This window comes from Mesorhizobium sp. M7A.F.Ca.US.005.03.1.1, from assembly GCF_003997975.1.
GTDB lineage: Bacteria > Pseudomonadota > Alphaproteobacteria > Rhizobiales > Rhizobiaceae > Mesorhizobium > Mesorhizobium ciceri.
Genome location: NZ_RZRO01000102.1, coordinates 1 through 14,229, shown reverse-complemented (window position 1 = coordinate 14,229; position 14,229 = coordinate 1). Strand labels below are relative to the sequence as shown.

Below are 14,229 nucleotides of genomic sequence, written 5' to 3'. Positions count from 1 at the left end.
CGCTGGAACTTCATCAACCGGTAGATGTCGACGCCGGACTTGCCCGGATCGAGATCTTCGGTGGCGCGGATAACGATACGCGTCGCGTCCACCTGGTCGACGATGCCGCCGCGGCGGGCGCCGATGGCGGCGCCCGAGTCACGGGCGACGATCGGCTCCATGCCGGTGCCGACGAACGGCGCCTCGGCGCGCACCAGCGGCACGGCCTGGCGCTGCATGTTCGAACCCATCAGAGCGCGGTTGGCGTCGTCGTTTTCCAGGAACGGGATCAGGGCCGCGGCCACCGACACCATCTGCTTGGGCGACACGTCCATCAGATCGACGTTTTCGCGCGGCGCCATCATCACTTCGCCGGCACTGCGGCAAATGACGAATTCGTCGACGAAACCACCGTTCTTGTCGAGCTCGGCGTTGGCCTGCGCAACATGGTGCTTGGCCTCTTCCATCGCCGAGAGATAGACGACGTCATTGGTCAGCTTGCCGTCGACGATCTTGCGGTACGGGCTCTCGATGAAGCCGTACTTGTTGACGCGTGCGAAGGTGGCCAGCGAGTTGATCAGACCGATATTCGGGCCTTCCGGCGTCTCGATCGGGCAGATGCGGCCGTAATGCGTCGGGTGCACGTCGCGCACTTCGAAGCCGGCGCGCTCGCGGGTCAGACCGCCCGGTCCAAGCGCCGAGAGGCGGCGCTTGTGGGTGATCTCCGACAGCGGGTTGGTCTGGTCCATGAACTGCGACAGCTGCGAGGAACCGAAGAACTCGCGCACGGCGGCAGCCGCCGGCTTGGCGTTGATCAGATCCTGCGGCATGACCGTGTCGATCTCGATCGAGGACATACGCTCCTTGATCGCGCGCTCCATGCGCAGCAGGCCGACGCGGTACTGGTTTTCCATCAGCTCGCCGACCGAACGCACGCGGCGGTTGCCGAGATTGTCGATGTCGTCGATCTCGCCCTTGCCGTCGCGCAGTTCGACCAGCGTCCTGACCACGGCCAGGATGTCGTCCTTGCGCAGCACGCGCACGGTGTCCTCGGCCTTCAGCTCGAGGCGCATGTTCATCTTGACGCGGCCGACGGCCGACAGATCGTAGCGCTCGCTATCGAAGAACAGCGAGTTGAACATGGCTTCGGCGGTTTCGAGCGTCGGCGGCTCGCCGGGGCGCATGACACGATAGATGTCGAACAGCGCGTCCTGGCGGCTCTCGTTCTTGTCGACGTTGAGCGTGTTGCGGATATAGGCGCCGACATTGACGTGGTCGATGTCGAGAACCTTGATCTCCTCTTCGCCGGTGCCGAGCAGCACCTTCAGCGTCTTCTCGTCGATCTCGTCACCGGCCTCGAGGAAGATCTCGCCGGTGGCGTAGTTGACGATGTCCTCGGCCAGATAGTTGCCGAGCAGGTCCTCGTCGGTCGCCTTGATCGCCTTCAGACCCTTTTCGCCAAGCGCCCGTGCCTGGCGTGCGGTGATCTTCTTGCCGGCCTCGACGACGACTTCGCCGGTATCGGCATCGACCAGGTCGCCGACAGCCTTGAGGCCGCGGAAACGCTCGACGTTGAACGGAATGCGCCAATGGTCGCCGGCACGCTTGTAGGTGATCTTGTTGTAGAAGGTCGACAGGATCTCTTCGCCGTCCATGCCGAGCGCCATCAGCAGCGACGTCACCGGAATCTTGCGGCGGCGATCGATGCGGGCGTGCACGACGTCCTTGGAATCGAACTCGATGTCGAGCCACGAACCGCGATACGGGATGACGCGCGCGGCAAACAGAAGCTTGCCCGACGAGTGCGACTTGCCCTTGTCATGGTCGAAGAAGACGCCCGGCGAACGGTGCATCTGCGAAACGATGACGCGCTCGGTGCCGTTGACGATAAAGGTGCCGTTCAAGGTCATGAGCGGCATGTCGCCCATGTAGACGTCCTGCTCCTTGATGTCCTTGATGGACTTGGCGCCGGTGTCCTCGTCGATATCGAACACGATGAGGCGCAGCGTCACCTTGAGCGGCGCGGCATAGGTGAGGTCGCGCTGACGGCATTCGTCAACGTCGAATTTCGGTCCTTCGAACTCGTACTTCACGAACTCCAGCATGGAGGAGCCGGAAAAATCGGAGATCGGGAAGACCGACTTGAAAACGGCCTGCAGCCCCTCGTCCGGACGCCCACCCTTGGGCTCCGCCACCATCAGGAACTGGTCATAGGATGCCTTCTGAACCTCGATCAGGTTCGGCATCTCCGCAACTTCCGGAATCTTTCCGAAGAACTTGCGTACGCGTCTGCGGCCATTGAAAGTCTGGGTCTGGGCCATCGTCGCTCCTTAGCTCTAAACTCGGGACGAGCCTCGCCGCGGCTCGCCTTGCATACTGGGCCACCTTGGCGGCAACCCTCTGTCTGTTTTCCCGGCGCCTGTCGGCGGCCGGCTAGAACGGGAGAAAACCCGTTTCCTGAAGGCCGGTTTTCGGCCCTCAGGAAAGAGGTTCTCGCAAAATCTCGCGTTACGCGCTCTCCCTTCGGGCGAAGGGAGTGGCGGACGGCGCGAGGCCGCCCGCCGCTTTTACGCTTACTTCAGTTCGACCTTGGCGCCGGCTGCTTCCAGCTGGGCCTTGAACTTGTCAGCGTCGGCCTTGGAAACGGCTTCCTTGACCGGCTTCGGAGCCGCTTCAACCAGATCCTTGGCTTCCTTGAGGCCAAGACCGGTGATGGCGCGGACTTCCTTGATGACGTTGATCTTCTGAGCGCCTGCGTCGGTGAGGACGACATCGAATTCCGTCTTTTCCTCGGCCGGAGCAGCAGCGGCCGCAGCGCCGCCAGCAGCGGCAACCGCCACCGGAGCAGCAGCCGAAACGCCCCACTTTTCTTCCAGAAGCTTCGACAGCTCGGCCGCCTCGAGGACGGTCAGCTTCGAAAGGTCGTCTACGATCTTTGCGAGATCAGCCATTGTTGTGTTCCTTCATAAGGTTCGAACGTGTGTTTGTGATAGCGAGGAACGGCCTCATGCCGCCTCGTCCTTCCGGGCGTAAGCGCCGATGACGCGCGCGACCGAGGCCGCTGGCGCATTGACGATCTGGGCGATCCGGGTTGCCGGCGTGGCGATCATGCCAACCAGCCTGGCGCGCAGCTCATCGAGCGACGGAAGTGTGGCGAGTGCCTTCACACCGTCGGCATTGAGCGAGGTGGTGCCCATTGCGCCGCCGAGAATGACGAGCTTGTCATTTCCCTTGGCGAAATCGGACGCGACCTTCGGCGCCGCAATCGGATCCTCCGAATAAGCAATCAGCGTCTGTCCCTTGAACAGCTCGATGATCGATGCGGAGTCCGTGCCCTGAAGAGCGATTTTGGCGAGACGGTTCTTCGCGACTTTGACGGTGCCACCGGCAGCGCGCATTTTCGACCGAAGGTCGTTCATTTGCGCGACGGTGATACCGGCGTAGTGGGCCACGACCACTGAACCTGCGTTCGAGAACGCACCGTTCAGGCCCGTGACGAGTTCGCGTTTTTCCGCTCTGTCCACTGCCTATCTCCAGTTGACCCCAATCCTGTTAACGGGAACATCCCATTGACGAGGACAGGCGTCGGGTTGCCTTTTGTCGGCCGGGCCATCCAGTAACGGATCTCCCGAACGACGCTCGAGGATCCTGCCCCCTTTCGCCACATCGACAGTCAAGCCGGCGATGCGCAGACAAAAGGCAAACACGGTTCGAACCTTTCATTGGAGCAATCGCTCCGTTGTCCGGTCTTCACCCGTCTCATGCAGGCCCAAATCGAATTAAGGCTTCTGGGCCGCCTGCAATCTCGGACAGGATGTCCGGAAACCTTTCGGCTTCCGGTACCGGGCCGCCGACAAGTCGGAGGTCCGGAATTCACTTGCGGATCAGCCGCTTGCCGGCCGATCCAAATGTTCGTATCAGGACGCGTTAAGCGTCGCGACGTCGAGCTTGAGGCCCGGGCCCATCGTCGAGGTGACCGACACCTTCTTGACGTAGTTGCCCTTGGCGCCAGTCGGCTTTGCCTTGGTCACCGCATCGGCGAAGGCGCGGATGTTCTCTTCCAGGGCCTTGACGTCGAACGAGACCTTGCCGACGCCGGCATGGACGATGCCAGCCTTCTCGACACGGAACTCGACGGCGCCGCCCTTGGACGCCTTGACGGCGGCGGCAACGTCGGTGGTGACGGTTCCGACCTTCGGGTTCGGCATCATGCCGCGCGGGCCGAGCACCTTGCCCAGACGGCCGACCAGCGGCATCATGTCCGGCGTGGCGATGCAGCGATCGAAATCGATCGTGCCCTTCTGGACGATGTCGACCAGATCCTCGGCACCAACGATGTCGGCGCCGGCAGCGCGCGCTTCGTCGGCCTTGTCGCCACGGGCGAACACGGCGACACGTACCGAGCGGCCGGTGCCGTTCGGCAGGTTGACCACGCCGCGGACCATCTGGTCGGCATGGCGCGGGTCGACGCCGAGGTTCATGGCGACTTCGATGGTCTCATCGAACTTCACCGAGGAACGGTCCTTGAGCAGCTTCAGCGCATCACCCAGGGCATAAGCCTTGTTGGGATCGATGCCTTCGCGGGTCTTCGATACACGCTTTGCAATCTTTGCCATGATCTTAGCCCACCACTTCCAGACCCATCGAGCGGGCGGAGCCCTCGACCATGCGCATGGCCGCTTCGACGTCGTTTGCGTTCAGGTCTTTCATCTTCGCGGTGGCAATCTCGCGGACCTTGTCACGCGAAACCGTACCGGCCTTGACCTTGCCCGGCTCCTTGGAACCAGAGGTCAGGTTCGCCGCCTTCTTCAGGAAGTAGCTCACCGGCGCCGTCTTCATGACGAAGGTGAAGGACTTGTCCTGATAGTAGGTGATGACAACCGGAACCGGCGATCCCTTTTCCATTTCCTGGGTCTGCGCGTTGAACGCCTTGCAGAACTCCATGATGTTGATGCCACGCTGACCAAGCGCCGGGCCGATCGGGGGAGACGGCGTAGCCGATCCCGCTTTCACCTGGAGCTTGAGCTGGCCTGCAATTTTCTTAGCCATCTCTTTTCCTGCCTTTGTCTATGCCGGTCATGCCGGCGGTTGCAGTCTGGTGGTGCGATCCATGCGGCCGGCTAAAGCCGCATTCGTCTCCCACCGTTCTCAGGCCGCGCTTCCGCGCCGCCTCCCCTGATCGCCAAACCGGCTTCAGGGATTTCGGATCAGCCCTTTTCGACCTGCCCGAATTCCAGATCGACAGGCACGGCGCGCCCGAAGATCGAAACTTCCACCTTGAGCCGCGCCCGCTCCTCGTCCACTTCCTGGACGAAACCGTTGAACGACGCGAAGGGACCATCCGAAACGCGGATCGCTTCGCCGATCTCGAACGTGACCGAGGGCTTGGGCCGCTCGACGCCTTCCTGGACCTGGTTCAGGATGCGCTGCGCTTCCGCCTCGGTGATCGGCACCGGCTTGGAGTCACCCAGGAAGCCGGTGACCTTCGGCGTGTTCTTGACCAGCGAGAACACGGCGTCGGTCAGATTGGCCTTCAGCAGCACATAGCCCGGGAAGAACTTGCGCTCGGCATCGACCTTGCGGCCGCGGCGAACTTCGACGACCTTCTCGGTCGGAACCACGATCTGGTGGATGTCGGCAGACAGGCCCTTCTGCTTGGCCTTGTTCTCGATATCCTCGGCGACCTTCTTTTCAAAGTTCGAATAGGCGTGGACGATGTACCAGCGCGCGGTCATTTCAAGACTTCTCCGTAATCGCCGGACTTAGCGTCCGATGCCCAGAATCTGTTCGACCGCGAGGCCCATGAGCTGATCAGCGGTGAAGAAAAAGATCATCGCGATCACTGCGAAGGCCAGAACCATCACCGTCGAGATCATCGTTTCGCGCCGCGACGGCCAAGTCACCTTGGCGGTCTCCGCGCGAACCTGCTGGAGAAAGACGAAAGGATTTGTGGTTTTCGAAGCCATATGCCGCTCTGTCTTCAAGACCCGTTGGCCGGGTCTCCTGGATGATCCCGCTGGCCGGGACGTGCCGCCTGAGCGAATTTCGCGCCGAATCAGCGCAATCATTTCGCCCATGCAAATCAGACGCGTAAAGCCGGTTTCCCAGCTCCACGCGTCGCGTGTCTGTTTCGTCTACATAAAACCGATTCTTGATCCACGCAAGTGGCAAGTCTCCGCTTTATGACCAAACACCGCCTCGGAACCATCCAGTCGTTCCGTCCCGGCTATGGCGCTCTTATGCCCCAATCGACCCTATATGGCAAGCGGGTTGCCGATTTTCAAAGGCCGGACCATGGAAATATCGTTTTGAACGCCATTCCGAAACGGCGAGACATTGGGTTGAATGCCATTCAGGGAATGGCACGGGCAGCAGGGCTCGAACCTACGACCTGCGGTTTTGGAGACCGCCGCTCTACCAACTGAGCTATGCCCGTACGTGCGCATGTCGGCGCAGCAGGCGCTTCCTAAAAGCTTCCGCACGCTCTGTAAAGAGCGGTTTGCATGCAAACACGCCTTAACCTCTGCGCCAGAAATCGGGATAGTCGACAACCAGCCCGTTGCGGTCGATTTCAAGTTCCCGCCTGAAGTCGCTGGCGCGCGATTCATAGAGATATCGCCTGCCCTCTTCGAGGCATGTGTAGCGCTGCGGGTTGGCGACGACCGTGAGGGCGGGGAAGTCGATGAAGGCAGTGGTTATCTCGGCACTCTGCCCGGCGGAAAGTTGCAATCGCCGGATCGGCAGCGTGTTGGTGAACGGCGTGATGGTCAGGTCGGGATCGAAAATGCCGTCGAGCTCCGGCATCGGCAGGCCGTCCCTGGTCCAGCGACCATCGCCATCGGCGGCAAGAACAAGCGTGCGGCCGCTACCGATCATATCGACAACGACACGCCTGGCGTGCCAGCCGACATCGCAAACGATGCGGTAACGGACGGCAAAAGGCGTTTGCCCGGAGCAGACTGCGACAGAGTCGGCCGAGACCTCCCCTGCCCGCTCCTGCAGCACCAAATGTTCGAGACCCGGTCCGTCCCACTCGCGCCAACGTATGATCTTCACATCTTCCGGCATCAGCCCAACACCTCCATGGCGACTGGACGCTAGTTTGTACCCGGTGGCTGATAGGGGCCGCCCGGCACACCCCAGCCCCAGGCCGGCATCGGTTCCGTCTGCGGATCGCAGGTTTCGCCGAGATTGGAGTTCATCTTGGCCAGGCGCGATCCCCATTCGACATAGCCCATGAAGGCCGAACGGAATTCCGGATCGTCAGGCAGGCCGACCGCGTCGGCGGCATCGGCCAGGAGGCTGATCCAGCGGCGGCGCTGCTCCTCGCTCAGATGCTTGCCCAGATGGTGCATGACCATCTCGCGGTGGCCGCCGAACTGCTCGCTGTAGGTCTTCGGTCCGCCGAAAACCTCGCCGATGAAGGCCGCGACATGGGCGGGGTGATCCGGCGACATGGTCTTGAACACCGGCCCGACGATCGGGTCCTGCGCCACCTTGTCATAGAAGGTCTGGGTGAGCCGGTTCAAGGCCTCGCTGCCGCCGGCCCATTCGTAGAGTGTCGGGATATCCTGGCCCATTCTCGATCCTCCGCTTGCCTGAAGCCGCCAGCAGCGACGATAGCGGAAAAATCGAAAGCGGCTCAACCTGCCTCGATGGCCAGTTTCGGGCTCCGTCGCCCACTACAATTTGGCCGGCGCGTCAGCCTCGGCATTGGCGGAAGGCCGGATCCGGCAATTCTCGGGTCTTGGCACCGCCTCGCAAATGGTGGCGCCGGTCAGCGCGTCGACCGATTGCAGGCTCGTCGTCAGGCCAACCTTCAGCATCATGTCGGGTTCCAGCCGGCGCTCGACCGAGCGCCGCTCGATCGCCGCGAACAGGGCGGAACTGATCGCCATCTCCTCCAGGTAAGCCTTGACCATCAGCTTTTGCCCCATCGGGTAGAGGCTAAGTCGCGCCTGGGGACCGACAAGCCGCCTGATGCCGCCGGCAAGCATGAACGCGCAGGCCGAATCGCACTCCACGCCCGCATCGATGCTCAGCCCGGCATAGGCGCCCTCCTTGGCCAGGCGATTCCACGCTCCTGGGTCACAGCCGACGAAATCGGTGCGGCCAACGGCGACGTCGAGCTTCTTTTCATGGATAAGCCGTCCCGCCGCCAGGGCGCTGAACAGATCGCCTCCCTTCGAGCTGATCACGACAGGCAGTTGCCGTTTGCCGAGCGTGGCGAGCAGCTGGCGCAGCTTCTGCGGGGTCTGGGGGGTGATCGCGCCTTCCGCCGAGATCCATTCCGGGCAGTCTGGATTGCAGAGCGGATTGGTGCCGCGAACGACAACGAAGCGCATGTCTTCATCGCGCCGCGCCGCCTCGGGTTCGATCGCTGGCGGAGTAGGCCTGGCCGCGGTCGCCATCAGGCCATCAGGCTTGTTCCCCGGCACTTCCCGGCAATTCGTGGCCAGGCGGCCGGGTTCGCACAGGCTCGCCGCGGTCAACAGGCCCACGGCGTCCGTGCTGGTGACCAGCTTCATCGCCAGCATGTCATCGAGGGCGATCTGGTGGATTTCGCTGGCCGGGGTGCCCTTCATCGTTTCGAGCATGCTTTGTTCGATGCCCATCTGGTCCAGGTAGGCCGCCAGCTTTTTCTCCACCGACTTGCTCATTTCGTAGGTCTTGTAGCTGCCGGCGTTCTTGCGGCTGACGATCTTCGTGTTGAGGATCTTCTTCTTGCCCCCGACGATCCGATAGGTGGTCCGGTATTGCAATTTCGTGCGGATGTAGGTCGTGGTGATCTGATGGACGCCGAGATAGGCCCATTCGCCAGCCACTCGCCTGATGCCGCCGGCAAACATCAGAGGACAGGCGGAATTGCACATGGCGCCATAGTCGATGACATCGCCGAAGTAGCGGGCGTCACGGTCCTGGCACCCCTTCGCGTCGGGCTGGCAGCTGGAAAACACCGTCTTGCCGATGGCGATATCGAGCTTGTTCTTGCGGATCAGCCGGCCAAGCGTCAGCGCCGCCTCGACATTGCCGCCGGGAGAATCCACGACAACAGGCAGTTTCCGCCCGCCAAGCGTCTTCAGCATGCGTTTGAAGAGCGCCGGAGTTCCGGCTTCTATGGAGCCCTCGGCCGATATCCATTCCGGACAGATCGGCTCGCACCCCGCTGCGTTGCTGCGGACAATGCCGAACCGCATCGTCGGCCCAAGATCCGGCGCCGCATCCGCCGCGAAGGCTGCCGGGCCTGTGGCAAGCAACGCAATCAGCCAGGTCAGAGCCAGCGGCCACAATGCCCGACGATGAAAATACCGCCTTGGAACCATTTGGAAAAAGCCCCTTGATGCAACCTATACTAGACGAGGTCCAGAGCCTTGCAACAGGGTTCGGCCGACGGGGCGGCAGCCGATAGCCCGGCAAACAAAAAGGGCGGCCCGAAGACCGCCCTTTCTTGTCGATCCGGCGAATGCCGGGCTCGGTTATTCCTTGATGGTGACGACGATGCCGGCACCGACGGTGCGGCCGCCTTCACGGATAGCGAAGCGCAGCTTCTCTTCCATGGCGATCGGCACGATCAGCTCGACATCGACCGTGATGTTGTCGCCCGGCATCACCATCTCGGTGCCTTCCGGCAGCGACACGATGCCGGTCACGTCGGTCGTGCGGAAGTAGAACTGCGGACGGTAGTTGGTGAAGAACGGCGTGTGACGGCCACCTTCGTCCTTGGTCAGGATGTAGGCTTCGGCCACGAACTTCTTGTGCGGCTTCACCGTGCCCGGCTTGGCCAGAACCTGGCCGCGCTCGACACCTTCACGATCAACGCCGCGCAGCAGCGCGCCGATGTTGTCGCCAGCCTGGCCCTGATCGAGCAGCTTGCGGAACATTTCCACGCCCGTGCAGGTCGTCTTGGTCGTCGGACGGATGCCGATGATCTCGAGTTCCTCGCCGACCTTGACCACGCCGCGCTCGACGCGGCCGGTCACGACCGTGCCGCGGCCCGAGATCGAGAACACGTCTTCGATCGGCATCAGGAACGGCTTGTCGAGCGGACGGACCGGCGTCGGGATGTAGGCATCGACCGCAGCCATCAGCTCGCGGATCGCGTCTTCACCGATCTTCTTATCCGAGTCTTCGAGAGCAGCCAGAGCCGAACCCTTGACGATCGGAATGTCGTCGCCGGGGAATTCGTTCTTGGTCAGAAGCTCGCGAACCTCGAGCTCGACCAGTTCGAGCAGCTCGGCGTCGTCGACCTGGTCGACCTTGTTCAGGAACACCACGATCGACGGCACGCCGACCTGACGGGCCAGCAGGATGTGCTCGCGGGTCTGCGGCATCGGGCCGTCGGCGGCCGACACGACCAGGATCGCGCCGTCCATCTGCGCGGCGCCGGTGATCATGTTCTTCACATAGTCGGCGTGGCCGGGGCAGTCGACGTGAGCGTAGTGGCGGTTGGCCGTCTCGTATTCGACGTGAGCCGTCGAGATCGTGATGCCGCGCGCCTTCTCTTCAGGGGCAGCGTCGATCTGGTCGTAGCGCTTGTATTCGCCAAAATACTTGGTGATCGCCGCCGTCAGCGACGTCTTGCCATGGTCGACGTGGCCAATCGTGCCGATGTTCACGTGAGGCTTGTTACGCTCGAATTTACCTTTGGCCATAATCGTTCTCCGTCTATTCTACCCGCTTGGGGGAAATTGTTATTCGCTCTTCAGATCCGGCACCGCGCAAGAGACGCGACGTCGATGGCTAAGGAACCCTTACGCGTATTTCTTCTGGACTTCCTGGGCCACTGCGGTCGGGACCGGCTCGTAGTGATCGAACTGCATCGTGTAGGCCGCACGGCCCTGGCTCATCGAGCGCAGGTTGTCGACATACTTGAACATGTTGGCGAGCGGCACCATCGCGTTGATGACCACGGCGACACCACGTGCTTCCTGACCCTGGATCTGGCCACGACGACCGTTCAGATCGCCGATGACGCTGCCGACATAGTCTTCCGGCGTCACGACTTCGACCTTCATGATCGGCTCGAGCAGCTGCACGCCAAGCTTGGGTGCTGCTTCACGGAAGCAGGCGCGGCCGGCGATTTCGAAGGCCAGAACGCTGGAGTCGACATCGTGGTAAGCGCCGTCGATGAGGGTCGCCTTGACGCCGATCATCGGGAAGCCCGCGAACGGACCCGAGGTCATGACGCTGTTGATACCCTTTTCGACACCAGGGATGTATTCCTTCGGCACGGCGCCGCCGACGATCTTGGTATCGAACTCGAACTCGCTGCTATCGGGGTTCGGCTCGAACAGGATCTTGACGCGAGCGAACTGACCGGTACCGCCGGTCTGCTTCTTGTGCGTGTAGTCCTGCTCGTGCTTGCGGGTGATCGTCTCGCGATAGGCCACCTGTGGTGCGCCGACATTGGCCTCGACCTTGAACTCGCGACGCATGCGGTCGACGATGATGTCGAGGTGGAGTTCGCCCATGCCGGAAATGATGGTCTGGCCGCTTTCCTCGTCGGTCTTGACGCGGAAGGACGGATCCTCGGCGGCCAGGCGGTGAAGGGCGAGGCCCATCTTTTCCTGGTCGTTCTTGGTCTTCGGCTCGATGGCGATCTGGATGACCGGATCGGGGAATTCCATGCGCTCGAGAATGACCGGATGCAGCGGATCGCTCAGCGTGTCGCCGGTGGTCGTGTCCTTGAGACCGGCAAGAGCAACGATATCGCCGGCAAAAGCCTCTTCGACGTCGGCGCGCGAGTTCGCATGCATCTGCAGCATGCGGCCGATGCGCTCTTTCTTGCCCTTCACGGTGTTGTCGACCGAGATGCCCTTGGTGAGCCTGCCCGAATAGATGCGCGCAAAGGTCAGCGAACCGACGAACGGGTCGTTCATGATCTTGAAGGCGAGCATCGACAGCGGCTCGTTGTCGTCGGCATGACGCTCGATCTCGGCGTCGGTCTTGGCATCGACGCCCTTGATGGCGGGAACATCGGCCGGCGACGGCAGATATTCGACGACGGCGTCGAGCAGCGGCTGCACGCCCTTGTTCTTGAAGGCCGAGCCACAGAACATCGGGTAGAACTTGACCGCGATGGTGCCCTTGCGGATCAGCGCGCGAATCTCGTCATTCGACGGCATCTTGCCTTCGAGGTAATTCTCAAGCGCCGTCTCGTCCATTTCGACGGCAGCCTCGATCATCTTCTCGCGGTATTCTTCGGCACGAGCCTTGAGGTCGTCCGGGATCTCGACGATATCCCAGGCAGCGCCCAGCGTCTCGTCGCGCCAGACCAGCGCGTTCATCTCGACGAGGTCGACAACGCCCTTGAACTCGGTCTCGGCGCCAATCGGCAGCTGCATGACAACAGCATGCGCACCGAGGCGCGAGCCGATCATCTCGACCGAGCGATAGAAGTCGGCGCCGATCTTGTCCATCTTGTTGCAGAAGATCATGCGCGGAACGCGATACTTGTCGGCCTGGCGCCAGACAGTCTCGGTCTGCGGCTCAACACCGGCATTGGCATCGAGCAGCGCGATGGCGCCGTCGAGCACGCGCAGCGAACGCTCGACCTCGATGGTGAAGTCGACGTGGCCGGGGGTGTCGATGATGTTGAAGCGGTGCATCTTGCCGTCACGAGCCTTCCAGAAGGTCGTGGTCGCGGCGGACGTGATGGTGATGCCGCGCTCCTGCTCCTGCTCCATCCAATCCATGGTGGCAGCGCCGTCGTGGACTTCGCCGATCTTGTGCGACTTGCCCGTGTAGTAGAGGACGCGCTCGGTGGTCGTCGTCTTACCGGCGTCAATATGCGCCATGATACCGAAATTGCGGTAGTCTTCGATTTTGTATTCGCGGGCCATCGTAGCTGCCTCTCAGTCTCGTTCGCGCTTTACCAGCGGTAGTGCGCGAAAGCGCGGTTGGCTTCAGCCATCTTGTGGGTGTCTTCACGCTTCTTGACAGCGGTGCCGCGGTTGTTGGCCGCGTCCATCAGCTCGCCGGAGAGGCGGTCGACCATCGTGGTCTCGTTGCGGTTGCGGGCCGCAGCAATCAGCCAGCGAATGGCCAATGCCTGGCGGCGCTCGGGGCGCACGTCGACCGGAACCTGGTAGGTGGCGCCGCCGACACGGCGCGAACGCACTTCCACATGCGGCGCGACATTGTCGAGCGCCTGATGGAAGACGGTGACCGGCTCCTGCTTGGTCTTCGACTGAACCTGGTCGAGCGCGCCGTAGACGATGGTCTCGGCGACCGACTTCTTGCCGTCATACATGACGGCGTTCATGAACTTGGTGACGATCAGATCGCCGAACTTCGGGTCCGGATTGATCTCACGCTTTTCTGCACTGTGACGACGCGACATGGCTTTTGTCTCTCAATCTCATAGCCCGACGCACTCAAGGAGCGCCAAGGCCGGAAAATCTTACTTCGGACGCCCCTTACTTCGGGCGCTTGGCGCCGTACTTCGAACGGCGCTGCTTGCGGTTCTTCACACCCTGCGTGTCGAGCACGCCGCGGATGATGTGGTAGCGAACGCCCGGAAGATCCTTGACGCGGCCGCCGCGGATCATCACCACGGAGTGTTCCTGAAGGTTGTGGCCTTCGCCGGGGATGTACCCGATCACTTCAAAACCATTGGTCAGGCGGATCTTGGCCACCTTGCGCAGCGCCGAGTTCGGCTTCTTCGGCGTCGTTGTATAGACGCGCGTGCAGACGCCCCGCTTCTGCGGGTTCTGCTGCATGGCCGGGACCTTGTTGCGCTTCACCGGCGCAATGCGCGGCTTGCGGATCAGCTGGTTGACGGTAGGCATTAAACCCTCTTGTCTCTCAATTCCGTGTCTCGCCCGGTCAGGGCCGCTCAAAGCGTCATTTCCATACGCAAATTCGGGCCATAAACCGCGCCTCGCGGTCTTGCCCGAACAAAAGGCAGAGGAAGCGGAAGCCGCTTCGTGCACGCCGGAAATGTCTTTTCGCTCGTAAAACGAACCCTGTTTGAGGCAAACTCCAAAGCGTGTCGCTTCGGAAGGGAGAGCCTCACATCGGTTCTGACTGGGCGGCTTCTACCCGTAAGACCGCGGACCGTCAAGCCCGGAGCACCAAATATTGCGCGCCGACCAAGGCTTGGCAGCCATGCGAAAACCGCATGTAATTTTCTTTCGCATTTTTGCAAGAGCGAGGAAGAAAGTGACAAGCCTTCAGGCAAAGTGAATGGGTTTGCGCTGTTGCGCGGCCTTGCTTCATGCGAAAAGGCCGCATGAGCAGTCAAAACCC

At 61.8% G+C, this 14,229-nt stretch carries 14 protein-coding genes and 1 tRNA gene; all 15 read right to left on the bottom strand.

Annotation, left to right across the window (positions count from 1 at the left end):
* A partial coding sequence (gene rpoB, locus EN990_RS36345; protein WP_245469221.1) for a DNA-directed RNA polymerase subunit beta occupies nt 1-2,300 on the bottom strand: 2,300 nt, incomplete at its 3' end.
* Between the two features lie 252 nt (nt 2,301-2,552).
* Nucleotides 2,553-2,930, bottom strand: a complete 378-nt coding sequence (gene rplL, locus EN990_RS29165) for a 50S ribosomal protein L7/L12 (protein ID WP_013531413.1) — start codon at nt 2,928-2,930, stop codon at nt 2,553-2,555.
* 54 nt (nt 2,931-2,984) lie between these two features.
* Entirely contained in the window at nt 2,985-3,503 is a 519-nt protein-coding gene (gene rplJ, locus EN990_RS29160) for a 50S ribosomal protein L10 (protein WP_013531412.1), read from the bottom strand.
* Nucleotides 3,504-3,896: 393 nt separating this feature from the next.
* Nucleotides 3,897-4,595 carry a 50S ribosomal protein L1 gene (rplA, locus tag EN990_RS29155; RefSeq protein ID WP_013531411.1) on the bottom strand — a complete coding sequence of 233 codons (699 nt, stop codon included), beginning with the start codon at nt 4,593-4,595 and terminating at the stop codon, nt 3,897-3,899.
* Between the two features lie 4 nt (nt 4,596-4,599).
* On the bottom strand, nt 4,600-5,028 hold the full coding sequence (gene rplK / locus EN990_RS29150; RefSeq protein ID WP_013531410.1) for a 50S ribosomal protein L11: 429 nt from the start codon (nt 5,026-5,028) through the stop codon (nt 4,600-4,602).
* Between the two features lie 158 nt (nt 5,029-5,186).
* On the bottom strand, nt 5,187-5,714 hold the full coding sequence (gene nusG / locus EN990_RS29145; protein ID WP_013531409.1) for a transcription termination/antitermination protein NusG: 528 nt from the start codon (nt 5,712-5,714) through the stop codon (nt 5,187-5,189).
* 27 nt (nt 5,715-5,741) lie between these two features.
* The gene (gene secE, locus EN990_RS29140) at nt 5,742-5,945 is read right to left on the bottom strand and encodes a preprotein translocase subunit SecE (RefSeq protein ID WP_013531408.1); all 204 of its coding nucleotides are present in this window, start codon (nt 5,943-5,945) and stop codon (nt 5,742-5,744) included.
* A gap of 394 nt (nt 5,946-6,339) precedes the next feature.
* Nucleotides 6,340-6,415, bottom strand: a tRNA-Trp gene (locus EN990_RS29135).
* Nucleotides 6,416-6,495: 80 nt separating this feature from the next.
* Nucleotides 6,496-7,047 carry a putative glycolipid-binding domain-containing protein gene (locus tag EN990_RS29130; RefSeq protein ID WP_063168072.1) on the bottom strand — a complete coding sequence of 184 codons (552 nt, stop codon included), beginning with the start codon at nt 7,045-7,047 and terminating at the stop codon, nt 6,496-6,498.
* A gap of 29 nt (nt 7,048-7,076) precedes the next feature.
* Nucleotides 7,077-7,559, bottom strand: a complete 483-nt coding sequence (locus EN990_RS29125; RefSeq protein ID WP_024505637.1) for a group II truncated hemoglobin — start codon at nt 7,557-7,559, stop codon at nt 7,077-7,079.
* A 102-nt stretch (nt 7,560-7,661) separates the two neighbouring features.
* Complete coding sequence (locus EN990_RS29120; protein ID WP_127369798.1) at nt 7,662-9,302, bottom strand: hypothetical protein; 1,641 nt, start codon at nt 9,300-9,302, stop codon at nt 7,662-7,664.
* A 153-nt stretch (nt 9,303-9,455) separates the two neighbouring features.
* Complete coding sequence (tuf, locus tag EN990_RS29115) at nt 9,456-10,631, bottom strand: elongation factor Tu (protein WP_013531404.1); 1,176 nt, start codon at nt 10,629-10,631, stop codon at nt 9,456-9,458.
* A gap of 99 nt (nt 10,632-10,730) precedes the next feature.
* A complete protein-coding gene (gene fusA, locus EN990_RS29110) occupies nt 10,731-12,821 on the bottom strand; it encodes an elongation factor G (RefSeq protein WP_013531421.1) in 2,091 nt (696 codons plus the stop codon).
* Nucleotides 12,822-12,850: 29 nt separating this feature from the next.
* Nucleotides 12,851-13,321 carry a 30S ribosomal protein S7 gene (rpsG, locus tag EN990_RS29105; RefSeq protein ID WP_008875664.1) on the bottom strand — a complete coding sequence of 157 codons (471 nt, stop codon included), beginning with the start codon at nt 13,319-13,321 and terminating at the stop codon, nt 12,851-12,853.
* 76 nt (nt 13,322-13,397) lie between these two features.
* A complete protein-coding gene (rpsL, locus tag EN990_RS29100; RefSeq protein ID WP_006333356.1) occupies nt 13,398-13,769 on the bottom strand; it encodes a 30S ribosomal protein S12 in 372 nt (123 codons plus the stop codon).
* Between the last annotated feature and the right edge of the window lie 460 nt (nt 13,770-14,229).